This window comes from Actinomadura sp. WMMA1423, from assembly GCF_006547145.1.
Lineage (GTDB): Bacteria > Actinomycetota > Actinomycetes > Streptosporangiales > Streptosporangiaceae > Spirillospora.
In genome coordinates this window covers 3,327,614-3,351,898 of sequence record NZ_CP041244.1, presented here as the reverse complement: position 1 = coordinate 3,351,898, position 24,285 = coordinate 3,327,614, and the positions used below count along the sequence as shown (strand labels likewise).

General features: G+C 71.0%; 16 protein-coding genes. 9 read left to right on the top strand and 7 right to left on the bottom strand.

Features of this window, described 5'->3' with window-relative positions:
* The first annotated feature begins 13 nt into the window (after positions 1 to 13).
* On the top strand, positions 14 to 523 hold the full coding sequence (locus FKD65_RS15545) for a hypothetical protein (RefSeq protein ID WP_141578184.1): 510 nt from the start codon (positions 14 to 16) through the stop codon (positions 521 to 523).
* A 118-nt stretch (positions 524 to 641) separates the two neighbouring features.
* Here FKD65_RS15545 and FKD65_RS15540 read toward each other — a convergent pair whose 3' ends face one another.
* Positions 642 to 2,060, bottom strand: a complete 1,419-nt coding sequence (locus FKD65_RS15540) for a hypothetical protein (RefSeq protein WP_141578183.1) — start codon at positions 2,058 to 2,060, stop codon at positions 642 to 644.
* A gap of 42 nt (positions 2,061 to 2,102) precedes the next feature.
* Complete coding sequence (locus FKD65_RS15535; RefSeq protein ID WP_141578182.1) at positions 2,103 to 3,818, bottom strand: AAA family ATPase; 1,716 nt, start codon at positions 3,816 to 3,818, stop codon at positions 2,103 to 2,105.
* Between the two features lie 150 nt (positions 3,819 to 3,968).
* Here FKD65_RS15535 and FKD65_RS15530 point away from each other — a divergent pair, with 150 nt between their 5' ends.
* Both FKD65_RS15530 and FKD65_RS15520 read left to right on the top strand, forming a co-directional pair.
* Positions 3,969 to 6,644 carry an ATP-binding protein gene (locus tag FKD65_RS15530; RefSeq protein ID WP_141578181.1) on the top strand — a complete coding sequence of 892 codons (2,676 nt, stop codon included), beginning with the start codon at positions 3,969 to 3,971 and terminating at the stop codon, positions 6,642 to 6,644.
* Entirely contained in the window at positions 6,629 to 10,639 is a 4,011-nt protein-coding gene (locus FKD65_RS15520) for a SoxR reducing system RseC family protein (RefSeq protein WP_168221054.1), read from the top strand. The genes FKD65_RS15530 and FKD65_RS15520 overlap by 16 nt, the downstream gene beginning before the upstream one ends.
* Before the next feature lie 132 nt (positions 10,640 to 10,771).
* On the opposite strand, the gene FKD65_RS15515 is transcribed toward FKD65_RS15520, so the two are convergent.
* The 3 genes from FKD65_RS15515 to FKD65_RS15505 all read right to left on the bottom strand — a co-directional run bounded on the left by FKD65_RS15515 (position 10,772) and on the right by FKD65_RS15505 (position 16,233).
* Positions 10,772 to 11,353: a hypothetical protein gene (locus tag FKD65_RS15515; protein ID WP_141578178.1), complete on the bottom strand. Its 582-nt coding sequence runs from the start codon at positions 11,351 to 11,353 to the stop codon at positions 10,772 to 10,774.
* A gap of 269 nt (positions 11,354 to 11,622) precedes the next feature.
* The gene (locus FKD65_RS15510) at positions 11,623 to 15,441 is read right to left on the bottom strand and encodes an NlpC/P60 family protein (RefSeq protein ID WP_141578177.1); all 3,819 of its coding nucleotides are present in this window, start codon (positions 15,439 to 15,441) and stop codon (positions 11,623 to 11,625) included.
* Positions 15,442 to 15,579: 138 nt separating this feature from the next.
* A complete protein-coding gene (locus FKD65_RS15505) occupies positions 15,580 to 16,233 on the bottom strand; it encodes a hypothetical protein (RefSeq protein ID WP_141578176.1) in 654 nt (217 codons plus the stop codon).
* 101 nt (positions 16,234 to 16,334) lie between these two features.
* On the opposite strand from FKD65_RS15505, the gene FKD65_RS15500 reads away from it, so the two are divergent.
* The 6 genes from FKD65_RS15500 to FKD65_RS15475 all read left to right on the top strand — a co-directional run bounded on the left by FKD65_RS15500 (position 16,335) and on the right by FKD65_RS15475 (position 22,003).
* A complete protein-coding gene (locus FKD65_RS15500) occupies positions 16,335 to 16,922 on the top strand; it encodes a hypothetical protein (protein WP_141578175.1) in 588 nt (195 codons plus the stop codon).
* Between the two features lie 73 nt (positions 16,923 to 16,995).
* Complete coding sequence (locus FKD65_RS15495; RefSeq protein ID WP_141578174.1) at positions 16,996 to 18,171, top strand: hypothetical protein; 1,176 nt, start codon at positions 16,996 to 16,998, stop codon at positions 18,169 to 18,171.
* A gap of 31 nt (positions 18,172 to 18,202) precedes the next feature.
* Entirely contained in the window at positions 18,203 to 18,529 is a 327-nt protein-coding gene (locus FKD65_RS15490; RefSeq protein WP_141578173.1) for a hypothetical protein, read from the top strand.
* Positions 18,530 to 18,557: 28 nt separating this feature from the next.
* Positions 18,558 to 20,516 carry a helicase HerA-like domain-containing protein gene (locus FKD65_RS15485; RefSeq protein ID WP_141578172.1) on the top strand — a complete coding sequence of 653 codons (1,959 nt, stop codon included), beginning with the start codon at positions 18,558 to 18,560 and terminating at the stop codon, positions 20,514 to 20,516.
* Positions 20,513 to 21,253, top strand: coding sequence for a hypothetical protein (locus FKD65_RS15480; RefSeq protein WP_141578171.1), 741 nt, complete (start codon positions 20,513 to 20,515; stop codon positions 21,251 to 21,253). The genes FKD65_RS15485 and FKD65_RS15480 overlap by 4 nt, the downstream gene beginning before the upstream one ends.
* A 36-nt stretch (positions 21,254 to 21,289) precedes the next feature.
* On the top strand, positions 21,290 to 22,003 hold the full coding sequence (locus tag FKD65_RS15475; protein WP_141578170.1) for an NERD domain-containing protein: 714 nt from the start codon (positions 21,290 to 21,292) through the stop codon (positions 22,001 to 22,003).
* 49 nt (positions 22,004 to 22,052) lie between these two features.
* On the opposite strand, the gene FKD65_RS44215 is transcribed toward FKD65_RS15475, so the two are convergent.
* The gene (locus tag FKD65_RS44215) at positions 22,053 to 23,018 is read right to left on the bottom strand and encodes a hypothetical protein (RefSeq protein WP_168221053.1); all 966 of its coding nucleotides are present in this window, start codon (positions 23,016 to 23,018) and stop codon (positions 22,053 to 22,055) included.
* Positions 23,015 to 23,944, bottom strand: coding sequence for a sigma-70 family RNA polymerase sigma factor (locus FKD65_RS15465; protein ID WP_141578168.1), 930 nt, complete (start codon positions 23,942 to 23,944; stop codon positions 23,015 to 23,017). Before FKD65_RS15465 ends, FKD65_RS44215 begins: the two co-directional genes overlap by 4 nt.
* Positions 23,945 to 24,285 lie beyond the last annotated feature (341 nt).

The window sequence follows — 24,285 nt, the reverse complement described above, 5'->3', positions numbered from 1 at the left end:
GCAAGGGGAGCCGATGGCCGATTCGCAGGGCCGCACGAATGTGGTGCTGCTTACCGTGGACGGAGAACGCGTGGGCCATGTGCACCGCAGTGTCCTCGATCGGGTCGCCGAGATCGCGGGTCGGCTCGGCTGCCGGGACGCGGTCGCGCTGGGCAGCCCGCCGGTCACGTTCGGCGGCTCCTGCGTGCCGCGGCTGCGGCGAAACTTGGAGCAGGTCATCGCCTACGCCGACGCGGCGCAGCGGACGGGCTGGGTATTAGGCGAGATCGCCGTCGCCCCCGGCGATCGAGCGGTGCCGGTGATGGAGACGGCGCAGGGCAGGCTCTGGGCGCATCCCGTCCGCGGCTTCGAGTTGCACGATGCGGCCGGGGTGCGCCGGGTCACCGAACTGGCCGAGATGCCGGGCACCCCCCGGCGCGCCCCCCTGGCCTGTCTCATCGCGCCGCTGGCCGAGGCGGCGGCGCGTGCGCAGGTGCTGGAGATAGGCGATGTGGAGCTCAAGCGCGCCGTGCACCTGAGCTGACCCCAGAGGGGCGCCGTTCGCCGGAGCCGGCGAGTCGGCGCCCCTCGTCAGTCCTGAGGAACCGCGACCGGGGCGCCGCGGGCCCGCGAGGCGGGGCCGCGGATCCGGCGGCGGTCGGTCAGCGGTCGACCAGCCGCTCCGGCGCGGCGGAAGGCCCCGTGACGGCGAATCGCAGCGCCGCGGGGAACTGCGTCTCCGGGTTGGCGATGAGGCCGCCGACCTGCCCCGCGCCCGCCATCTCCTCGGCCACCGCGCCCGGGCGCACGCCGAGCACGTAGTCGGCCTCCATCGGGCTCGCCGCCGTGACGCACCCGGCGGGCAGCGTCGCGTACGCACCGAGGAAGACGCGGCTGCCCTCCGGAATCAGCGAGGCCAGCGCGCGGATGACGATCCGCGCGGCCGGGCCGGTCACGGTCACCGCCTGCATCTGCTGCAGCGCCCCCCGGATCCGGGCGAGCTGGTCCGCGCTGACGACCCGGCTTGCGACGAGGGCGCCCGTGTTCGGGGCCGTGCCGTTCCGCCGGCTGATCACGACGGAGTCGTTGACCTTCGAGACGACGAGACCCTGCTTCTCCCGGGAGGCGGCGATCGTCTTGACCGCCCGGCGGGACGCCGCGAGGGTGGGGAACCCGGGGATCTGGCGGATGCCGTGCGCTCCGCAGACGGTCACCTGGGTCCCGTGGACGTGGACCTCGTCGATCGTCTCGTCTCGCATCAGCTCGCCGAGCAGGTGGGTCCCGTTCAGGACGTGGTACACCCTGCTGGCCATGGCCGGATCCCCGCCCGTGTGCCGGGTGAGGACCTCCAGCCAGAGTTCGGCCACCCGCGGGCGGAGCGCGGTGGCGATGCGCTCCGCCGTGGTCCACGCGGGGTCCGCTGCGAGCGGGGGCTGCGGTGCGGCGCCGTCCGCGGGCTCCTGCGGAGCCTGGGGAGCCTGGCTGGCTTGCGGAGCCTGCGTGGGTTGCGGAGCCTGGGCCGTCTGCGGAGTCTGAGCGGGTGTCGCGGACGGTGCCGCCTGCTCGGCCGCTCCGAAGGGCGTGCTGCGCGTGGTCCGCCACTCCTGCGCGGGAGCGGAGGCCTGGGCCGCCGCGCCCGCCTCCGGGGCGGGCGCGGCTCCAGCGCTCCGCGCGTCCCCGGGGGGCTGCTCGGCCGGCGGGGGCGCGGACTCTCGCGGCTCCTCGTCGCGGGACTTGTTCCGCGCCTTCGGCTTCGCGGCCGGCGCCGCGCCCGCCTCCGCCCCGCTCTTTCCGGTGGCCGGCTGCGCCGCGGCCGCCTGCCCCGCGGCGGGGGCGCCGCCGTTGGAGGAGTCGTCCCAGGCGGAGAACAGCGAAGCCCAGTCGGCCTGCGGACCCTGCTGGCCCTCCTGCGTCCCGGAGCCCGCGGCGGCGCCCGTGTCCGCCGGTGCGGCGGAGGCGGGGGCGCCGGTCACCAGGAGCTTGTCCTGCTCGGGTTTCCCGTCCGGCCCGTCCTCCTCCTGGCCGACGCCGATGGCCGCCCAGAAGTCCATTCCGGTGGCGGGCTCATTTTGCGCTGCCATACAGCCGCTTCCTTTCTGATGATCTGGCCGGCTCGAGAATGATCACTTGGGGTCCATGCCGAGGAGCCTTCTCCAGACGCCGCCCCGGCCGCTTCCCGGCTGCGCGGCCATGGGCTGGCCGAACACCGGGTCCCCGGTGACGAACTGCAGGATCTCGCGGAAGGTCGCATCCAGGTCCGGGCCGACCCGCATCGCGGCCAGCCGGCGGTTGTTGGCGGCCTGCATCCACTCCTGGTCCTCTGGGATCATGCCGACGAACCGCCATCCCGGCATCAGGTCCATGACGTCCTCGGGGCTGCAGTCCACGTCGGCGCGGGCCCGGTTGAGGATGAGCGACAGCTTCTCGGGCGGGACGCCGCCGCTGCGGGAGTGCCGCGCCATGGTGATCGCGCTGAGCCAGGCGCGGGCGGCCTCCAGCGTCACCCGGTTGGGCTCGACCGGGACCAGGATCGCGTCGGCCTCGGGAAGGATCAGGTCGGTGAACGTCAGGTGGAAGAGTTCGGCGACCGGCGTGTCGACGAACACGAAGTCGAACGCCTGCCTCAGCACCGCGATGATCCGCCGGTACAGCATCGCGTTGATCAGCGCGGGGTCGGCCATGGTGACGTCCTGCGGCCCGAGCAGGGCGAACAGGTCGGCGTCCGGAAGGTGCGCGAGATGGGTGCGCACGTTCTCCACCCTGAGCGACCCGTTCACCCGGAGCAGGTCGAGGATCGTCGGCGACTCCACGCTCAGGTACCGCGCGATGTCGGCCTGCTGGAAGTTGGTGTCGACCAGCGCCACGCTCCCGGGGCGGCCGGCCGCCTGCAGATGCCTGGCCGCGTAGACCGACAGGTTCACGGCCGTGGTGGTCTTGCCCACCCCGCCCTTGGCCGAGGCGATGGCGATGACCCGCCCCCGGGCCGGGGCGGCCCCCTCCGACCTGACCGGTGCGGCCGGCGTCGGCTGCGGGCCCGGCCATCCGTTCGAGGACGGCTGGGACGGCAACGCGTTGTGGTCGTGCCTCGTGGCGGAACCCGATTGCGGCCCCGGCTCCGCGGGGGCTCCCGGGACGGGCTGCTGGTCCGCGAACCCCTGCTGACCCGGGGCCGGGGCCGGCCACGGCTGCGGAGCCGGAGCCGGAGCGGAGGGCGGGGGCCCTTCGGGAGCCTGCGGCGGAACGGGACCCGTCCCCTGGGCGAAGGACAGAGGCCGCGCCGGGGCCGGATTCCAGCCCCCGGTAGCGGGCGCCTGCCCAGTGGGCGCCTGGGCGGCGGGCCCCGGTTGGGCGGGCGGCTCGGCGGCGGGCGGTTGGGCGGCGGGCGGTGCGGCCTCGGCGGGTCGCGCCTGCTGCCGCCCGGCGGTCGGAGCCTGCGGCGGGGCCTGCGTCTCGGATACGGCCGGGGCGGGCTCGGCCGGGGCCTGGCCGGTGACCCCGAAGATCGCCAGCAGGTCCGACATCTTGAGCTGCCCGCCGGTGACGTGCACGGCCGGATCGAAGACGTCGCCGCGCTCGGCGAACCGCCCGTGCACGAGCACGGTGAATCCGCTGGCGGCGAGCCCGTTCGCGAGGACCGCCACGTTCGCGCCCGGGAGGTCCTCGACGAATCCCGGGGCGAACATGAAGGCGGCGGGGGAGCCGACCCTCCCGCTCTTGGACAGGTCGCGAAGTTCCGCCGCGGAGGCGGCGTCGTACACCGCGGAGAACCGGCCGGTCTCCCGCAAAGTCCGGGCGACGCCGGGGTCCCCCGCGACGACGAGGTTCGGCGCAGTTGCCATCACTCAGTGTCCTCAGCGCTCTGGTTGTCACCCGGCCGCCGAAGCGGCCGGAATCTCTATTAGCGACTGTGCGGACAATGATGGATGCCGCCAGCCCCAGATGCCGGACTGTCTCCCTGAGAGCCAACACGACCAGGGAGATGACAGCACATGGTCAACCTGAGGGCGGCGCTCGGACGTCTCACCGGGACCAGCCGCGCAGGCCGTTCCGAAGCCGACACCGCCACCATGTGGACCACTCCGTACGCCTGGCGTACCGCCGACGGCGTCTACATCGGCTACAACGGCGAGGTGTGGATGTACCGCACCGTGCGGCTGTCGCCGATGAAGTGGGAGGACCCGGCCGAGCAGCTGTCGATGGCCGCGCCGCTGGCCAGGCTCCTCGGTGACCTGGGGCGGACGTCGCGCCAGCCCGTGGGCGGGCTGGCGACCCTGTCCAACAACCGGAACGTCCACCTGGTCTCGATCACCTGGGACGACCTCGTCACGCCGCCGAAGGACAACACCGAGGAACTGCGCGCGTACCAGGCCGAGGCCTTCGGCTTCCTGGCTCCGAAGCGCGCTCTGTTCGTCGGCGTGCAGCTGCGGTCGTCGCTCATGGACAAGACGTCCCGCGCCGGCAAGGGCTCGCAGGGCGGCATGGCGACGCTGAAGGCGATGACGGACCTGGTCAAGGACTCCATGGCCGACGACGTCCCCGACCTGTCCGACTACCAGAAGGACATGGAGCACATCGCCTCGATCTTCAAGCGGGCGGACGCGCAGCTGCCGACCCGTCAGGAGCTCGACCAGCTGGAGTCCTGGTACAACCTCGGGCGCGGCCCGGACGCGGTGATCGAGGAGATGCCGACCCGGCTCGGCGTCACCGGCATCGGGGAGCTGGAGATGGCCGCGGTCATGCGGTTCGACCAGCCGGTCATGCCGTCCCCTGAGGCCCAGTGGGCGCTGGACGTGATCAGCCATCCCGGCGACGCCCCGCACGTCATCTCGATCCGGGCCGAGCTCGAACCGGCGAACCTGACGCGGGCGCGGGCCCGCCGGGCGCAGCGCCGGATCATGTCCAACATGGAGGAGGAGCGCAAGACCCAGGACCTGGAGAAGGTGGAGCTCTCCCAGACCTTCCAGCAGGCCAAGGAGGTCGAGGACTACCTCGCGAACTCCAACCAGCCCATGCTGGCCAGGTGCAGCTTCATCATGGCCCGTGAGCTGACCGACGCCACCGAGACCTACATGGAGTTCCTGGCCCAGTACTACGGGATCCAGATGAAGGCGCTGGAGCACCGCCAGATCCAGGCACTGGAGGAGACCCTCCCCTGCTCCTCCGTGCGCGTGAACCCGTTCCTGCAGGACGTCAACGTCCCGATGGTCTCGCACGCCGGGCTCCAGGCGTTCTCCGACCTCGGCGACGACGTGGGCGTCTACGGCGGGCTCATCGACCCGGACGGCACGCCGTTCTTCGTCGACCCGCTCGGCGCCCCCCGCAAGAACCTGCCCCCGGTCTTCGGGATCTTCGGCGACCCGGGCAGCGGCAAGACCTTCTTCGCGCAGTCCGTCGCCACCCAGGCCGCGCTGAACGGCCTGCCGGTGATCTTCGTGAACCCGAAGGGCGGCGACTCCCTCTACGGGATGGTGGACTACGTCCAGAGACTGGGGATCCCCGCCGGGCGCGTGTCGATGTCGGCGCTGGAGGAGTCGCCCGGGGCCTTCGACCCGTTCCGGTACGCGCCGCCGACGATCGCGGCCGAGATCGCGAACGTGCACATCCTGTCCGCGCTGGACGACTCCCGCGACGGGCTCACGCTGTCGGAGCGGCTCGCGCTCGGTTCCGGGCTGAAGCGGGGCGCCCTCAACGGCGCGCGCTGCGTCTGGGACGCCCTGAAGTACGTCCCCGGCGACGACGCCGAGCGGGTGCGCAGCCTGGTGGAGCAGCAGATGGAGGCGTCCTCCATGTTCTCCCTCGGCATCGCCCTCCAGCCGCTGCCCCGCCTGGACATGTCGCAGAGGCTGACGCTGGTCGACTTCGACCGCGAACTCGGCCTGCCGGAGGGCAAGACGCCGAGCGAGTACTCGGTGTCGGAGCGCATCGCGCTGGCGGCGGTGCGCCTGGTCATCCGCGCCTCCCTGGAGATCCTCATCGCCAACCGCTCGGGTGTGCTGATCGTGGACGAGGCGTGGACCTTCCTCTCGCAGGCCGAGGGGCTGGCCTCGCTGCAGCGCATCTCCCGGGAGGGCCGGTCGCTGAACATCATGCCGGTGTTCCTCACCCAGCGGATCGCGGACGTGGTGACCAAGGACCTGGAGTCCTACCTCAGCCGGGTGCTGGTGCTGAAGCTGAACGAGAAGCGCGAGGCGGAGACGGCGCTGAACCTGTGCGGCCTGAAGCCGACGGCCGAACGGCTCGCGCAGATCCGCGAGTTCGGCCCGCTCCCGGCGGAGGACGGCAAACCGGCGCGCTGGGCCCGGGGGATCTTCCGCGACCTGTTCGGGCGGCACGCCCAGGTCGTCCTCGGTCCCACGCCGCCCGAGGCGGCGGACGCCTACAGCACGAACCCGGAGGACCGCCGCAGACGCGAGGAGGCCCGCAGGCTCCGCGAGGAGGCCGAGCGGGAGGAGTACGAGGCGGCCGTCGCGGCGGCCGCGCGGATGGAGCAGGCCGGCGCGCTCGCACCGCCGGGACAGGACATCACCGCCCCGGGGCACCCGGGGCGGAACGGCGCGGCCCAGGTTCCGCCGGGGCAGGACGCCGGCGCCGCGGCGTACACGGGGTCCGACCTCACCACGCCGCCGCAGACGGGGGAGGAGCAGAACCCATGGCTCGTCGGCTGAGGCCCGGCCCGGCCCACCGCGGTGACCCGCTGGGCAGGAGCCGTTCCGACCGGGCTGAGCCGGCCCGTGCGAAGGCGGCGGGCCGCCGCCCGCGGCGCGGGCTGCAGCTGGTGGTGTGGGCGCTGGCGCTGACCGTCTTCGGCGGTCTTGCCCTGCTCTCCGGGCAGACCGAGGGTTTCACGTCGGACGGCCGGCCGTCGCAGGCGGCGGCCCCGGCCCCGGCCCCGGCCGCGGCCCCGGCCATGCCCGCCGCGTCGTCGCCGCCGGCCTTCTCCGCCGCGCCGGCGGCGCAGACCGCGGCGGGACCCGGCGGGCGCCTGCTCGCCGCGGCCCCGGGCGGCGACGTCCCCACCTACACCATCAAGCAGGACGGCTGCGACGTCTACAACGAGGCGAGGTCGTTCCTGCCGCTGCACCGGTGGACGTCCTTCGAGCTCTTCGTTGTGGACAACGCCAGGATCTTCAAGACCCAGCGCTTCGTCTCGATGATCGCCAGCCTGATGTTCATGGCGGCGGCCCTGTGCTGGCGGATCATCGGCGTGCTCATGGGGTTCGGCTACTCGTTCGACATGATCTGCCGGGCGGCGGATCCGATCAACTCCGTCGTGCGCACCTTCTCCCTGTACGCGGCGTGGTTCCTGATCCCCGCATGGCTGTTCGTCCTGGCGGCGGTGGTCCGGCGCTGGTCCAGCCACGGCGGCCGCAGGGGACCCGCGGCCGGGCTGCGCCTGATCATGGTGTTCCTGGCCGCGAACGGGTTGATCTTCTTCATGGGCGACCAGGCCGACAAGCACCAGGACAATCCGACCGCGGCGTACACGGCGCCGTGGATGGCCTCGACGGTCCAGGGCTGGTTCGGCACCGCCTCGGACTCGCTCTACAACCTGCAGCAGATCGGCAGGGTCAACAACGGCGTGCAGACCAATCCGGTCTTCTACGACAACCATCCGGAGGGCGGAGCGGGTCCGGTCACCTGTGCGCAACTCGATGAGAAACTCAACGACGAGTACCTGAGCCGGAACGCGGGGACCTCGCTCGCCAGCGGCAAACAGGCGATGGTGCAGGTGAGCAAGATGTGGGAGATCTCGCTCGTCCGCTCCTGGCAGGCCGCGCAGTTCGGCGAGGGCACGAAGGAGTTCCCCTCCCCGGCCCATGCGTCCTGCCGCTGGCTCGAGGCCAACGCCGATGTGGACACCGCCAGCAAGCTGGAGGCCTACGACCTGGCGACCGGCCATCCCAAGGGCACCACCCAGCCGTCGATGGCCCGGGGTTATTTCATCGACCCCGCCGCGGACGAGCAGATGATCATGATCGCCTGGGGTGCCTGCAAGGCCAACGACGACGGGCTCGGCAGCAGCCACACGATCCCGCAGTGGGACAAGGCCACCGACACCAAGAACAAGGCGAAGGCCTGCGAGAAGCTCTACAGCCAGATCACCTACGAGGACGACAAGAGCGGGCATCAGTTCAGCGTCGCCGGCGTCGACCTGCTCTGCTTCCTCTGCGACAACGGCACGATGGGCACGTTCTACTTCAACGGCGACGACGAGCTCAAGGAGAAGCTGGGGAACTGCTACGCGAGCGAACCCGCCTGCCAGGCCGACTGGAACTACGTCAGCGCCTGGCTGGGCAAGAACCAGGCGCAGCGGCTCACCCAGGGCCTGATGTCGATGATCGTCGCCTTCGTCTTCCTGTTCGTCATGGGACCGATGGCGATCGGTATGACCGTCTCGAGCGTGGGCCTGGCGGCACTCGTGATGATATTGCCGCTGACATTACTGCTGATCGGCGCGGGCCTGCCGCAGGGCATGAGACTGCTCAAGCTCACGGGTGCGGCGGCGGCCGGTGACGCGCTCTTCACACTCGGCCTGACGTTCCTGACGATGCTCACCGATACCACGTACCAGGCCATCGAGGCGACCACCGACGATGCCACGCCGAACTTCTTCCAGCAGGTCGCCCAGGGTGCCGCTCCGCTGGTGGCGCTCTACCTCTTCAGGAAGATCAGCAAGATCCTGAGCCTCGGGGACATCTCCACCACCACCGGGGCCACGGGATTCGCATCGGCGATCGTGTTGCGGAGCAGCGGCGACCGGAGACTCTCGCGCAACGCCGGCCAGCAGGTGTCCCAGCGCCTCGGCCGCCTCGGCGCGGGACGGGCCCGGCTGGCGGCCCTGGACGAGCGGTCGTTGCAGCGGCGCATGCTGAACAACCGTGCGACGCGTGCGGTGGCCGGGGCCGCGGGGCGGCGTGCGCAGCGGGCCGTCCGCCCGGTCACCGACTGGGCGAGGGACAGGTACGACGGCGGGCGCGCTCGTCTGCAGCGGGGCCTCAACAACCTGCAGCGCAGGGCCGCCTCGGGGTCGCCCGCGCAGCGGGCGGCCGCGTACGCCGGGCTGACCGCGGGCCTGGCCGGGCTGACGATGGTGGCGCCGCCCGCGGTACTGGCGACGCTGCCGCTCATGGCCTTCACCGGCACCGCCGCGTACGGCCGCGGCCTCCAGGCCGCCGTCAGGGGCATCCCGAACATGCCCGGGATACCAGGCGCGGCACCGGTCGCGACGGGCATGCCCATGGCGCAGGGCGGCCGGACGGGCATGCGGCAGGCCGATGACTGGCACCGCAACATCATCCGCGTCAGCGACTCCGCGGAGCAGCGGCGGCTGACGGCCGAGCACGCCGAGGACGGGCTGAACATGCTGCGGGCCCGGCAGTGGGGCGGAGCGCAGCCCAGCGGCCTCGACCCGGAGTTCACCGGGTTCGTCAACGACGAGGAGAAGATGCAGGCGCTCGCCGACATGGCGAACGCGACGGGTCTGTCGACCGACCAGCTCCTGATGGGCAACCACGGCCTCGCCATTCCCGTTCCGGCGCATGTGGACAAGCGGTCCGGGCAGCGGGTCTTCCCAGAGGGGACCAGCATCGAGCAGGCCTCGCACCCGGTCCACTTCCTCGACCGGTACACCCTGCAGCGCCAGATGGTCGACGGGGTCGAGGAGAACGACGACCAGTACATCGCCCGGCTCACCGCGCAGCTGAGAGAACGCGGCTACGTGACCGACGGCGGTCAGTTCGTCGACGTCTTCGCGGCGCACGGACTCGACACGCGCGTTCCCGAGGTGCGGGAACGCGTGGCGCGCTTCATCTCCGGCGGCAGGGACGAGGAGCTCTCGAGGATCGTCATCACCTCCCGCCGGGCCGAGGACTCGGCCGTCACGGCGTCCCGGCAGTGGGCCGAGATGAGGCTGCCGGATGTGGACGACCGCCGTGCACGCGACATGGAGGCCGTGGAGAACGTGCTCGCCGCCGCGAGCACGGAGATCGGCAGCCTCAACAACAGGCGGGTGGACCTGCCGAACGGGACGACCATGTCGCTCGGTGATCTCCGTGGTCAGCTCAGGACCGACTTCGGCGGCCTGAAGACGATCGCCACGCAGATCAGGGATCTGCACGAGGGACGGGATGCGGGCACGATCCCCCAGGACCTCTTCGACGCGGAGATCGAACGGATCAGCAACCAGCAGCGGCAGGCGGCCCAGCAGGTCGACATGCTGTGCGCGTCGCTCCGTGACGCGGTCGACGCCTCCCGGACGGCGCGCGGTGTCTGCGATCTGCGGGTGAGACTGGCCGATCCGGGCACCATGATCGACGGCGATGAGCTGTCCCGGCTCACCGACCAGATCGCCAGGCAGAACCAGCAGGAGCAGCAGCGGTGGCACGAGGAGATCGACAGGCTGGCCGGCGCCATCTCCAGAAGGCCGCCCGACGCCGCGTCCGCCGCCGAGTTCCTGCGCGACATCGACCGCCTGGAGGACGTTCTCAACAAGGAGTCGGGCAAGGAGCGCCGAGCGAACAGGGATGTCTTCAACCGGCTCAAGGAACTCCAGGACTCCCTGGAGGACAGCAGGCGGATGACGCAGACCGATCCCCGGCTGTCGGCGAGCCGACCGGTCGACATGCGCAGGCTGCTGAGGGACATGTACAGCCGGACATGAGCAGGACGTAGCCCGGGAGTCCCCGAGAACGGAACCGGCCTCCACCCCGTCGCGGGGTGGAGGCCGGCTGCTGTTGTCGGCGTTCAAGTCACGTCCTCACAGGGTCGAGGGGCCCTGTGCCCGTGCGAGCGATCAAGCCACGCCCTCACAGGGGTTGACGTCCTGCTTCTTGGAGCAGTCGTTGAACCGTTCGGCGTACTTCTTGACCGCCGCGTCGAACTTGTCCTCGGAGGGGATGATCGTCCAGTCGTACTCCTCCACTCCGAAGGTGTCGTCGAAGTGCAGCTTCGCGTTCGGTGAACCGTCTCCGACGATGTGGGCGGAGAGGGGCGCCTCGTCGTATAGGCCCTGGAACTGGAACGTGGTGTTCTGGCCCGTGCCGCCGAAGTACTTCTCTTCCTTGACCACCTTGCCCTGGCCGTCGAAGTGCACCAGCGTGTACTTCGCCTGCTCGCCGTCATGGAGGCCGGTCAGTTGACCGGTCGGCATCACACGGAAAGCCAGCATGGCGTGCTGCTCGCCGTGCTCGACCATCGCGATGACCGGACGGGGCTGAGCCTCCGGGGGCTTGGTCGTGGTCACGGTGCCGGGTCGGTCGTCGTCACCGTCCGAGCCGGCCGTCAGAGCGACAGCGGCCCCCACGCCGGTGAGCAGAACGATCGCGGCGAGGATGGCGAGGAGAAAGCGTCGGTTGTTGGGCTTCTCGCTGTTCACGGTCTGTCCTTTCGGTAAAGGCGCGAGAAGCCGGATGATGGACCCGGCCTCTGTACGCGTCTGATGAGACGCAAACAGGCCGGGTCGGCTCTGTTTGCGATGTGCTCATCAATTGTCGCGCACAGCGCCTCATAAGCGCAAGCGAACGATGGGCCTTCCAGGTATTCGACGGGCGCCCTGAACGGACCCGCCAGCATAATGCAAATGGCGGCGCCGTCGATTCCAGTGATCATGATCACATGGAATCGACGGCTGTCACCGTGAGCTTTTCACACCTTGCTGGCGTCGACCCAGCCGACCCAGTAGGCGCTTGTGTAGGCGCGCTCCACCTTGGAGACGTCTCCGGTCCGGTTGGTGTGCACCTTGTAGCCGTCGGCGAGCTGCATCGCGACATGGCCGGAGTGGGGCTCCACCAGATCACCGGGTTTCGCCTGGCTGATCTGGATCTTGTGCATCCATCTCACTTCCCGGAAGGTCCCGGTGACGGGGGCGTTGCTGCCCTTCGGGTACAGGTTCGGGATGGCGCCGCTATCGCGATAGGCCCTGGACACGAAACTGGAGCAGTCTGCCCAGCCCGGGTCGTTGCGCTTTCCCGAGTCGAGCGGGGCGTAGGGCCAGTTGAGATGGTTCAGTGCCCACTTGATGGCCATTGCGGCCTGGGGGGTGCGAGCCTTGGCCACCGAGTCCACGCACAGCTTGTGGATAGTGATCTGGTCGGGATTCGTCGCCTTGTTCACTACTCCATCGTGCAGAGCCCTTGTGCCGACCTCTATCGGACAGCCGTCGGGGCCCACCGTCGTCTGGGTGGTGCCGACGTTCTCGATCGCCCCCCCGCCCGTGGCGAGCGATCCGATCAGTTTCCCGGCGCTGTCGAACGGGGGGATGACGCCGCCGAAGAACCAGGCGTACTCGACGGCGACCTGCTCCAGGGGGAGCAGTACCCCTTCGGTGTTCCCGAGCCGGGACCATGCCTCGGCGGCGTCCTCGCCCACCGGCGCGCCGACCGGCTTCAGCGGCCGCAGCGCCAGACGCGGGATGACCAGGGTGTCCTCACCGACGACCGGTGGCATCTCCGTGTTGGCGTCCTCCCGGCCTTGGTAGTAGTTGCCCAAGCCGTTGAGATTGGCCGAGTTCGCCCCGTCCGTCAGTCCCGCGGCGATCTGGGCGAGGGTGGCGTTGTATCCCGGGGCCCAGGACCCGATCATGCATTTGGGGTCGCTGCCCGGGTCGGTGATGCCGTGGGCCTTCTCCAGATTCTCGAGCTTCGTCTCCCACTCGCTGTAGACCGTGTCGATGCCCGGGGGCTTCTTCAGCGAGGCGAACTCGTTCGCGTACGGGGCGATGTCGGTCAGGAACTTCCTCATCACCGCGGTGCACTCGTCCGTCCCCTCGAACGTGTTCTGGCCGGGGCCGATCAGAGAGAACAGTTCGAGGTCGGTGCCCATGGCGATGCTGAGCTTCTGCCAGCCGCCGATCATCGGCTGGAAGACGCCGAGGTCGTGCGGGCGCTCCTCCGGGGGGACCTTCTCGACGGAGAGCACCAGCTTGGCGGCCCCGGCGATGTTCTTGTCCACATCGCACCGGTCCTCGACGCCGGCCTCCTCCGCCTCCTTCTTGGTCATCGGGAAGATGCCCTGGCGCGAGTCCTTGCCGTTGTCGCACCCCTCGGTCTTCCACTTGCCGGCGCCGTAGCTGACCGACATCGCCTCGTTGACGAGCGTCTCGACGGCGGCGGCCCGGTTGTCCTGTACGGAGTACTTGAACTGGCCCTCCATGTACTTCCCGCCGGTGACCAGATAGAGGTCCTGGATGCGGTTGGTCTCGCAGCGCCAGATCGAAATGATCTTGAAACTGATCGACCAGGGCTTCTCCGGGTCGTCCGGTGTGGGGACGGCGCAGGGACCGTCGGGGTTGGCCGTGCGCTCCACGAAGATGCCGGAGGTCGCGATGACCTTGCTCCAGTACTTGCGGGCGTTCGCCTGGTCCTTCTCGTCGCCGTCGGGCTTCCACTGGGGACTCTTCGGGTCGCGGTGCACCCTCTCCGCCGCCTTGACGAGCTCGAAGGCGACGAAGTACGAGGACTGGCACGGATTCTGGGGATCGAGGCCGTGCAGCCGCATCTGTCCCGCGGCGGCGGGGCTGAGCAGGTACGGTCCGGAGCCCTGGCTGCCCTTGCCCCCGATCTTGGGGTCCGGGTTGGGGACGTCGCATCCCCAGGCGTAGGTGCCGGGGCTCGCCGCCGTCCCCGAATCCGCGCGGAGCGCGGCGGTCGTCGCGGAGGGCCCGCCGGGCGCGGCGCGGAACGAGGCGGGCTGGACGCCGCCGGAGCCGGCCGGGTGCGCCTGTGCCGCGGCCCGCATCTTCGTCATGACGCCGTCGACGTACTTCCAGGCCGTCGGGTTGAAGTCGCACGCCGCCGGGCACTGGTCCCACTTCTCCGGGTAGGGGCCCCAGCTCCCCGTGAAGTGGTCGACCGCCACCGGCTGCCACTTGTGGTACTTGTTCCACTTCTGGAGGATGTCCCGCTTCGCCCGCTCGTCCTGGATCTCCGGAGGGGCGTCGCAGGCTCTCGCGTAGCCCCTGTAGTTGTTCCAGGTGCTGGTGATGTACTGGTAGGCGCCGCAGGCGCTGCTCTTGCTCGTCCCGGCGCTGCGGTCGTAGTGGCCGCCCGACTCCTGCATCCGCAGGGCCCAGAGGAACCAGCCGAGCTGGTGGCTGAGATCTCCGTCCGGCGGCGCGACGTGGCCGTTCTCGGTGCCGGGCACGGTGGCGGCCGAGCCCGGGCCGGTCACCCCCTGGACCGGGCCCGGACCGGCGCCGACGGTGTTGCTGACGTTCACGTCCACGCCGCCGCCGTCGCCGGAGCCGTTCCCGCCGGGGACCTCCTTCGACTTGCGGCCCGGGTCGCGGTCGATGTTGTCGTACGGGCTGTAGCGGGCGAAGTCGGTCTGCGCCTTGGCGAGACCCGCCAGAATGGTCCAGGGGACCTCGGAGTAGTCCTGCGCGTTGCCCGAGGTCTGCTCCGACGCCTTCTTGAGGATCTGCTGCCAGTTCCCGGGGAAGTACTCGGCGACCTTCACGTCCGAGGCCTGCTCGGGTTGGGACTCGGGGACGTCGTCGTCCATGCCGACGCCCAGGATCAGAGCGGCGATCAGAACGATGGACAGGAACGCGGCGAAGATCGGCAGTCCTACGGCCAGCAGTACCTTGAGCTTGCCCCGCTCGGTCTCGCTGCTCGACCCCGAGCCGCTGGCCGTGTCCTTCCTGTTCTTCTGCTTTTTGTCCTTGGTGTACTTGCTCTGGAAGCCCTCGAAGAACGCCTCCGTGTGATCCGGCGCCAGCGCCCGGGCGGCCATCCCGGCGACGGAGTTCTTCATGCTGCGAACCCCGAGCCAGCGGACGAACCTGTTGCCCATGAGCCTGTCGTAGAGTCCGGGCGCGTAGGCGTCGGCAGCGCGCGCGAGCGCGAAGTTGGCGCCCTGGCCCGTGCCGTGGGCGACCTTCTTGCCTGTGGTGTCACCCTTCGGCAGCGTCAGGCCGAACTGGCCCAGTGCCTCCTCGGCGGCGTTCGTCGCGGCGTCCTTGGCCGCGGCGCCCGCGGCCTGCTTGATTCCGTCCCAGCGGTTCTCGCCGCTTTCCGAGTCCTTGCCCGGAGCCTTCGCGGCGCCTCCGGCGGCGCCTCCGAGGGCGCCGTTGGCGGCTGCGCCGCGCCCGGTGAGCGGATTGAGCTTGGTGAGGTTGACCTGCCCGCCCCGGAGCGCCGCGTCGCCGTAGGGATTGATCCCCTGCCCGTCCACGCCGCGGTCGCCGGCGGACTGGGCGGCGAGGATGTCCGCCGAGTTCTGCGGCTGCTGAGCCGCTGCGGCGATCCGTGGGTCGGATTCCAGTGCGGCGACATCCTCCGGCTCGAGCACGGCCGTGTCGTCCGGAAGCGCGCCCTCCGCCACCGGCTGCGGTGCCGTCGACCCGGACGGCGGCGGACCCTCCTGCTCGGGTGGAGCGGAGGGCGAGTCGCCGAGCAGTTCACCGCCCTCCAGAGGCGGCGGTGAGCTCTCGGAGCCCTTCCAGGGGCTGCTGTCCTCGTCCATCCAGGGCATTAGCCGCTACCTCGGTTCCGGTGCCATGCTCGGCTCTCCACTCACCCCCCGGCGCGAGAGATGATCGAACATGACCGTCCGAGGATTCGCGGTCGGGGCAAGGGGGTCCCGCGGTACCGGGCGGAGCCGCTAGCCCGCCCGCATGGCGTATCCGTCGCCGTCGGGCTCGACGAGGAGGTCCACGACATCCGGCCTCGCCCCACCCGGATGCGTGATCGTCGCGCTGAACAGGTACTGGCTGTTGCCGGTCCTGGTGGGATCGGCGACGGTGATCCCCTTCACCGCCGATCCCGGCGGCATGCGAACCTTGGCCGGAGACGGCCGCGCCGTACCGATGAAGGGGATGCCCTTCCAGTCGCCGCTCACGGTGGCCTTGGCGGCGGCCGAGGCCACGTTGAGGGCGCCGGCCGGGACGACCGTCGCGCCGCCGCCGGTCATCAGAACCCTGGCGGCGGCGGTGGCCGTGAAGTCCTTCGCGGAGACCCCGGTCGGAAGCGCCTGCGAAGGGCCCGCGGGCGCGGTGGGCGTCGTGTCGTCCGGGGTGGGCGAGGCACTGAGAGCGCGGGGATCGAGCGTCTGGACCGGGTAGCGCGGCGCCTGGTTCGCGGCGGTGGCGGCGCCGGAGGAATCACCGCGGTCGAGCACCGCGCCGACCACCAGCATCAGGACGATGCCGCCGACGCCGGCCCACACCGCGATGTTCCACCACTCGGGCAGCTCGGTCTCCTTGGCCAGGCGGCGCCGCCGGAAGCCCTGGCGGGCGTAGTCGGTCAACTTCGGCATGTCTCTGACCGTCGCCCGCGAGTGGGTCAGGGCAACCGGCTGACGGGGATGTGTCGCGAATCGTTATGGCGTCCGGGCCGCGACCGCGCACGGTCCCAGGCATGAGCGAGGAGGACGACCGCGTCAGGGGGCCGGCGATGCTGGCCGCGACCAACATGCTGAAGCCGCCCCCGGCGGTGATCGGAAGCCTGAACAAGGAGATCACCCTGCCGCGCACGGTCAGGCTGACCACGCTCATCGCGGTGGTCATCGGAGCGGCGGCCGGCTTCCTGATCGCCTTCTTCGTCCTGGGGCCGGGGTTGAACGCGCTGATGTACGGCCCCGTGCTCGGCGGGGCGGCCGGCTGGGCGACGGTCAACCTGTCCCCGCTGCAAGGGGAGTCGCTGGCGACGTGGCTGGGGCTGCAGATCAACGGGACCCGCACCCGCAGGCTCTACGTGGACGGCCGGCAGGTCCGGCTGTACATCGGCATCGCGCCGCTGCGCCGCACCGCCGCGGGCACCGTCCGCATGCTCCCCGGAGGCGTTCAGGTCGACGCCGTCCGCTGGGACCCGCGCGGCTACCCGCAGCAGGAGATCCCCGGGGCGAACCGGCTGCGCACGCCTCGCCGCAAGGGCCGCGGGCTGACGGCGTCCACCCGGCTGTCCAGCGGACGCGGCCGCGCCCGGGGCGATCGCCGCCGCGGGTGAGCCGGCCCGTACTTGCACATCCGTGTGAGGGCCGCACGGTCCTGGCTGCAGCGTGACAAATAGAGGAGGGACGATGCCGGAACAGTCACCCACTCGTTTCACCATGGTGCCCGCCCGGCGTTCCAGTGAGCCGACCGCTCGCAGGCGGGCCAGGAGGATCCTGAGTGCGCTCTTCCTCGCCGCGGGGCTGAGCCTCGTCGCCGTGGTCATCGCCCTCGCCAAGGGGAGCAACGAGCCCGACCTGTCAGGGGTGGACCCGCAGGGCCGCGACCTGGCCTACACCGCTGCGGTGAACTTCCTGGCGGCCAAGAAGCAGGACGTTCCGCACGCCGACACCTTCGACCCGGAGGAGGCGTACGTCGAGCAGACCTCCGGCGGGACCGGCACACCGCTCGCCTACCGCTCGCTGAGCTGGGTCGGGTTCTCCCCGCAGCATTTCGGGTCGGAGAAGCTGGGCTTCACCGACTTCGAGGTCCACCACTTCCTCGTCGTGCTGGACGCCCCGGCGCAGGGCGCCACCCAGGCTCCGTCCGCGCCGCAGGGCGGCAGGCCGTCCTCGTCGCCGAGCGGTCCGGCGTCCGCCGCGGGAGTGACCGCCACGCCGTCCGCCGGGTCCACGCCCTCCCCGCAGGGCAGCCCCACGATCTCGTCGGGTCCCACCCCGTCCGGCGGCGATGCGTCGCCGTCACCGTCGGCGGCCTCGGACGTGCTCCAGCTGGACGTGACGGTCCTCCTCGACCCCTCGGGGCCGCGGCTGGCGGCCGCGCCCGGCTTCTCGGTCTGGAAGAACGGAGCGGGCAAGCCGAAGGGAAAGGGCGACTACACCAATTACGGCTCGCTGTCCGTCGATGTCAGCGACGCGTCCAAAAACCAGATTCTGCGGTGGGCGGCGGCGTACGCCGCCGGTGATTCGACCGGCCTGCTGGCCGTCACGGGCGACCAGGACGCCGCGCACCGCTACGAGGGGCTGTCGGGCTTCGGCCTGGCGAACTCGTCCCAGGCCGTGCAGATCCTCTCTGCGATCAAATCCACCGACGCGCAGCTCATCGTCCGGGTGCGGCTCATGCTTGCCAAAGCGCAGCCGGTCGGGACGGTTTCTGGAAAGAAGGGCAACGTTCCCCCATTCACGAGCTTCGCCGACTTCGATCTTCTGGTGGGCGCGAACGGGGCCCAGCCCCCGGTGCTCGCCTGGGGGCCGGCCGGTTCCGCGGCGGATCTTCAGCCCTACTTCAACGCACTCAACAACTGACCGGGAACTCCCAAAAATGGAGGGAATGAGGATGTCGGCTCCTGGTTTCTACGTACTGGCGGCACCGATCGGGGACACAGGTGCCAACAGCTTCCTGAACGACTCGCCCGCGGGTAAGGCGCTGGTCGCGATCTGCGGCGCCGTCGCGGTCGTCATCGTGGTCTTCGCCGTGTTCCGGATGATCAATGGCATCGGCCGCGGCCGTCCGGGCGAGGCGTTCAAGTCGCTCATCTTCGGTCTGCTCATCGGCGGCCTTCTGTTCAACCTCAACCTCACGCTCACCGGGGTCAACATGATGGGCGACCTCGTCGGCAAGATCTTCACGAGCGTCGACAAGGTCAGCAACAGCGGCAACTGACGCAGGCCTCCCAGCGTAAGGAGTGAACGTGGCGGACCCGAGAGGGCCGGAGAGCAGGCCCACGGACCTGGCCGGTGGCGGCTATGTCTTTCCCACCGTGGTCCTCCTGGTGTTCGCGGTCATCCTGACCGTGCTCATCCCGGCCCTCTGCGCCTGGGTGCTGCTCATCCTGCTGCGCCGGTTCCTGGCCAAGCGGGACTGGGCGATCGTGATGCTCTCGGGCGTGGTGGGATTCGCCCTGCGGGCCAAGGAGAACGCGTACGCGTACGGCTACTGGCTGGCCAGCTTCGCGGACTTCGGCCCGGGGCAGCCCGGGAAGGTGCCCGTCACCGTGCTGCTGTCGCTGACCGCGGTGCTCGCGGGCCTGCTGGGGATGATCGTCGGCAGGGCCCGGGGGTCGGCAATCATGGCGCTCTCGTCCTTCCTCCGCAAGAAGAAGAAGTTCTTCGACATCCTCGACGGCACCTGGTTCCGGCAGAAGGAACTGGCGGACGATCCGATCACTCCCCGGGACGGCCGCCGGGAGATGCTGAAGAAGCGGGTCTCCACGCGGGTGACCGTGGCCGACATCCCGGCGGTGCACGGCCCGTACGCCACGGAGAAGGCCAGGAAGACGCCGCTCAAGGCCAAGACCATCCCCCTCGGGCTCGGAGCCAACGACCGTCCTGTATGGCTGAGCGCCCAGGAGATGGGCATGCACGGGGCCGTGGTCGGCTCCACCGGCAGCGGTAAGACCGTCACGCTGATGTGGATCATCGGGGCGGCGCTCGACATGGGCTTCGACGTCACCGTCCTCGACATGAAGGAGGACACCGAGCCGGGCGGTCTGCGCGACTTCCTGCGCGCCTACGCGCAGACGCACCGCATGCCGATGCAGGAGATCGCGCTGGGCGACGAGCAGCCGGCCTTCTGGTTCAACGCCCTCGCGGGCATGTCCGCCGACGAGGCGTTCGACACCATCATGACGATGGTCGAGTTCGACGACGCGTACTGGCAGGCGCTGAACCGCAAGGTCCTCCAGCAGGTCGTCCAGATGCTCCACGAGGCCGCCGAGATCGCGCCCGACCGGTTCGCGCCGCCCAACATGCTCGAGATCGGCAAGATCATGGAGCAGGGCGAGAGTATGAAGGGCGCCGTCAAGGAGCAGGTGCTCGCGATCGACGCGGTGCGCGGCTTCGGCTCCTGCACCGAGCGCTACACCAACGTGCTCCGGCCGTCCCGTGACGAGGCGGCCTCCGCCGCCAGCTTCGGCACCAAGCTGACCGGGCTGTACGACTCCGGCGCGGGCCGCCGCATCCTGGTCCCGGCCCAGGACCGGCAGATGATCGACGTCCGGCGGGAGGGCCTGACCTACATCGGGCTCAACTCCCTCGGCCAGCCCGACATGTCGAAGATCCTTTCCTCCTCGGCGCTGCAGCGGCTGTCGGTGTACGCCGCCCAGCGGATCCAGGGCCGCGCACCCAAGGACCGGCCGCGACTGATCGTGGTGGACGAGGCGAACTTCATCGACCGTGAGATCGCCATGAACATGCTCTCGCGAGTCCGGTCCGCGCTGTTCAGCATGATCCTCTGCACCCAGGGCCCGACGGACTGGATCGACAAGGACGGCGACGACTGGTCGCGGCTCACCCAGAACATCAACTGGCTGGTCGCCATGGCCCAGTCCTCCCCGGAGGCCGCGGAGAAGTGCGCGGAGTTCCTCGGCATGCGCGACAACAACAAGCTCGGCGAACGGGTCGACCAGACGGGCCAGACCCAGAACCTGCAGGCCATGGGGGAGGAGCAGTTCATCGTCTTCCCGAAGGAACTGCGGGCCCTCGGCACCGGTGAGGGGTACCTGCGGGTCAACAAGCCGGCCAGCCGGGTCGAATACGTGATCATCCCGATGCGGAAGCAGGAAATGGAGCGGTACCAGCCGCCCGCCCCGCAGGGCGTCCCGGAGACACTTCCCCTGGAGGCGCCGCAGGGGACGAGGGGGCGGGTGTGAGGCCGCCGAGACGCGGCCCGAAGGACGGGGCGCGGCCGGAGGACAAGGCGCGCCCGAAGGACGGGGCCCCGCCGGAGGACGAGGCGCGGAGGCGGCGGATCGACGTGCTGCCGGTCGCGCTGGAGGCCTCGATCATCGTGCTGCTCGGCTTCGTCCTCGCGGGCCTCTCGATCGGGCTGCTCATCCTCCAGTACGGCGACGTGGTCACCTTCGACGCCGGGGACGTGGTGACCGCCGGAGCGGCGGGCGTCTTCGCCGCCGCGGTCGTCCGGCTGAACGTGCGGCTGCACCGGCGCTGGAAGAAGACGATCGGCCGCTTCACCGCCGCGGCCGCGTTGTGCGCCCTCGCCGCCGCCGCGGGTGCGCTCGTGGTGCTGGTGCCGGGCGAGTGCCCCGGCGGACTCTTCAGCACGGGCCGGTGCGGGGTGCGCGAGGCGGCCGCCTGGGGGCAGGTGGCCGGGCTTGCCGCGGTGCTCAACTTCATGATCGCCGGCCTGGCGCTGACGATCTGGCGGCTCGTCCGGCGGCTCGGCCGCGAGGTCCGGGACGTGATCCGCGACGGGTCGGAGCAGGGCGTCATCTGGTTCAGGGCGCTGAAGGACTTCCGGGGGCGCCGGGGCGGCCCGCGCACGGGCGACGGGGCGCCGCGCGGCGCGCGGGACGCGAAGGGCCGCCCCACGCCGCGCCGCGCGGACGCCGAACGCGCCCGCCGCAAGCGGCTCCGCGCGCGGGCCTGATCAGCGACGCCCGAGACGGGCGTCCAAGGGAGATCCATGTACGAGGTCGGACGGGCCGGAGACTTCGTCTCCCGGCAGATGTGGCGTCACCGGACCCTGGGGGTCGCCTACGCGGCCGGGGCCGCCACGCTGGCTCTCACGGCCCTGGGGGCCCTCTTGGGAGCGCTCCTGTCGGACGGGAGTGTGCTGAGGGCGTCGGCGGCCGTCGCCGGGGCGGCCGCGGCGGCGGGTTGCGTGTACGCGTGGCTGCGAGCGACGCGGTCCCTGGCGCAGGCCCGCCGGTCGGCGGTGGGCGCGCGGTCCGAGCGCGAGGTGCGCACGGCCGTCCGGCGCACGGACTCGCTCGCCGCGGCCTACGGACTCGTGCTCGGGTCCCGCGGCGGCGACTGCGACACGGTGGTCTTCACCCGCGGCTGCGGGGTGGCGGCGATCGAGGTGAAGACGGGGCACGGCCGGGTCTCCGCCGAGGGCGGCACCATGCGGGTCGGCAAGCGCGTGCTGCACGGCGACCCGGCCCGGCAGGCGGCCAACCAGGCGCGGAGGCTGTCCCGCAAGCTGGGCGGCAGGGCGGTCCTGGCGGTCGTGTGCGTGCCGGGGATGCGGAACCGGCCGTTCTCCACGCCCGCCGGCGTCTGGGTGTGCTCGGCGGGGGATCTGGGGGAGGTCCTGGACCGCGCTCCGCGCGTCTTCGGCGCGGCGGAGGAGGCACGGGAGACGATGCGGAGCCTCTGGCACGCGACCCCGGCCTGACCGGCCGGGTCGCGACGTCCGCCGAACTCCCCGGCGTGCCGCGGATCGGCTACGGCACGTCCGGGCGCCACATGAGCGAGGCGGTGACCAGCAGGACGCCCATGCAGGCGATGAAGACGGTGATGAGCGTGGGCAAGAGTTCGAAGGTGCCGGGCCCCCGCAGCCGACCGGGCAGCCCGCGGCGGACCGCGCCTCCTGCCGCGGCGTCCTGCGTCATCTCCGGGTGGACGTCATCGCCGGTGTGCTCGTCGAAGAACCAGGCGTTCTGCACGGTACCGGCGCTGCCGCTCTGGTCGGCGGCCTGCGCCCCGCGCGGGGTCTGCGCCGACGGGAACGCGCCACCGGCCTCGGGGAAGCCGGGCGGTGCCGCCGCGGGCGCCGCACCGGCCGCGTTCGAGGCTCCGTAGCCCGCACCGGGTGCGGTGGCATGCGGGGGACCCGCCGGGGCGCCGTAGGGAGTACCGGGCGCAACCGGCGGCACGCTCTGGTTCGGCGGCACACCGGGCTGCGCGTTCGGCGGGACGCTCTGCGGCGGGGTCGGCGGGGTCGGCGGGGTCGGCGGGACGCTGTGCTGGGGGCTTGGCGGGACGCTCTCCGGCGGGGCGGGGCGGGTGTTCCCTTGGCCGAAGGGGGCGCTGGAGCCGGGAGCAGGCGTGCCGGGGGCGGAAGCGCCGGGAGCGGACATGCCAGGAGCGGGCGTGCCGGGAGCGGGCGTGCCGGGAGCGGCTGTGGGACCGCTCCAAGTCTCGCTGCCTGCCCCGGAAGGCGCCGGTGAGGCGGTGCTCCAGGAGTCCCAGGTCCCGAGAGACGCCCAAGGGTCGCTGTGCGCGGGTTTCGGGCTCTCCTTGGGCCGTCCGGACGCGGAGGGCTTCGCGCCGGTCGCCGGCGGCGCGGCGCTCGGCTCCTGCCCGGCGGCGTCCGCGGTGTCATCGATGATGATCCACGGCGTCGCCTCCTCGGCACCGCCGCCCGCTCCCGCGCCGGGGCCGCCCGCGTGGTCCCGCCCGTCGTTCATCCTGCCCGTCCTTCGATTCTCCGGGTGCCCTCGGGTGTCTCGACGACCGGCTGGAGCAGCTTGGCCAGCGCTTTCTGCTGGATCTGCCGCACCCCTTCGCGGGACAGCCCGAGTCGTTCGCCGATGACGCGCAACGCCTGCTCAGGCTCACCGTCCAGTCCGAACCGGCGCGTCAGTACGTACCGTTCGCGGGGGTCGAGCAACGGCAAGCCGCGGCTGCTGAGGGCGCGCAGATCGAACCGGAGCAGCACCTCGTCCTCGAGGCTCGGAGAGGTGTCGGGGAGCCGGTCCTCCCAGGCGACCTCGTCCTCGCCCGGGCTGCCCGCGACCGTGTGCAGGCTGTCCAGCCGGGGGGCGTCGAGCACGCGGCGCACCTGGGCCTCGGTCACGCCGGCGCGGCGGGCGATGTCGGCGTGGTCGATCGGGGCGTCCGGCCCGGCCTCCTCGAGGAACGCGCGCTCGGCGGCCAGGATGGCCGGGCGCTTCTCGAAGTCCCCGGGGTTGAGGTTGGGGTGGTCGGCGTCGCGGACGGCGCGCAGCACCTCCCGCTGGATCGGCTTGAAGGCCCAGCTGGCGAAGGGGCCTCGGGCGCGGTCGTAGGAGGCGATCGCCCACAGCAGGCCGACCTTCCCGGCGCTCTCGAAGTCCTCGATGTGCTCGCTGGACTTGGAGGTGAACATGGTGACGTACCTGCGCACGAGACCGAAGTTCGCGATCATGATCTCGAGCGTGAGGTCCTCGAACTCGCGCTCGACCCGCCGCAGCACCATTTCCGAGAGCATGTCGAGCTCACCGGTGTCGGCCCGCGCGCGCAGCGCGGTGAGCCGCTCCTGGAGCTCCTGGCGCCGGGCGAAGAGCTCGTCGTTGCGGGTACGGAACTCGTCGGCGGTGGGGCGCTCGCCGCGCGCTGGCTGCTCGATGTCCATCCGTCTCCCTCGGCTGGTCGGGATAGCGAGGCTGGAGTTGTAGCTATGCACGTTCGATGCCGGACGGCCCGGGAACGGTCGGAGCTGAAACAGATCGTTGATACGTTCGCAGGCCCGTCGGACGGTCGCGAGGCTCCCTTTCCGCGGGCGATGGGGCGGGCGCCGGGGGGCCCCGACGGAAGATCGCAGTTGAGCGCTTTGCCGGGAGAGGGGGCAACTGTCCGGAGCGAAAGCGCGGTGACAAGTTCGTTGACAGGAAATTGATCTGCTATAGATCTTCTGTTGCCATGTTGATGGCTGCTTGGTGTGCGCCCGGTGTGCCCGATCATGGAACTCGCAAC

What these genes read in the sequence shown, in the direction of transcription:
- FKD65_RS15545 (WP_141578184.1), top strand. Translation starts at nt 14, where the DNA reads ATGGCCGATTCGCAGGGCCGCACGAATGTGGTGCTGCTTACCGTGGAC.
- FKD65_RS15540 (WP_141578183.1), bottom strand. Translation starts at nt 2,060, where the DNA reads ATGGCAGCGCAAAATGAGCCCGCCACCGGAATGGACTTCTGGGCGGCC.
- FKD65_RS15535 (WP_141578182.1), bottom strand. Translation starts at nt 3,818, where the DNA reads ATGGCAACTGCGCCGAACCTCGTCGTCGCGGGGGACCCCGGCGTCGCC.
- FKD65_RS15530 (WP_141578181.1), top strand. Translation starts at nt 3,969, where the DNA reads ATGGTCAACCTGAGGGCGGCGCTCGGACGTCTCACCGGGACCAGCCGC.
- FKD65_RS15520 (WP_168221054.1), top strand. Translation starts at nt 6,629, where the DNA reads ATGGCTCGTCGGCTGAGGCCCGGCCCGGCCCACCGCGGTGACCCGCTG.
- FKD65_RS15510 (WP_141578177.1), bottom strand. Translation starts at nt 15,441, where the DNA reads ATGGACGAGGACAGCAGCCCCTGGAAGGGCTCCGAGAGCTCACCGCCG.
- FKD65_RS15505 (WP_141578176.1), bottom strand. Translation starts at nt 16,233, where the DNA reads ATGCCGAAGTTGACCGACTACGCCCGCCAGGGCTTCCGGCGGCGCCGC.
- FKD65_RS15500 (WP_141578175.1), top strand. Translation starts at nt 16,335, where the DNA reads ATGAGCGAGGAGGACGACCGCGTCAGGGGGCCGGCGATGCTGGCCGCG.
- FKD65_RS15495 (WP_141578174.1), top strand. Translation starts at nt 16,996, where the DNA reads ATGCCGGAACAGTCACCCACTCGTTTCACCATGGTGCCCGCCCGGCGT.
- FKD65_RS15490 (WP_141578173.1), top strand. Translation starts at nt 18,203, where the DNA reads ATGTCGGCTCCTGGTTTCTACGTACTGGCGGCACCGATCGGGGACACA.
- FKD65_RS15475 (WP_141578170.1), top strand. Translation starts at nt 21,290, where the DNA reads ATGTACGAGGTCGGACGGGCCGGAGACTTCGTCTCCCGGCAGATGTGG.
- FKD65_RS44215 (WP_168221053.1), bottom strand. Translation starts at nt 23,018, where the DNA reads ATGAACGACGGGCGGGACCACGCGGGCGGCCCCGGCGCGGGAGCGGGC.
- FKD65_RS15465 (WP_141578168.1), bottom strand. Translation starts at nt 23,944, where the DNA reads ATGGACATCGAGCAGCCAGCGCGCGGCGAGCGCCCCACCGCCGACGAG.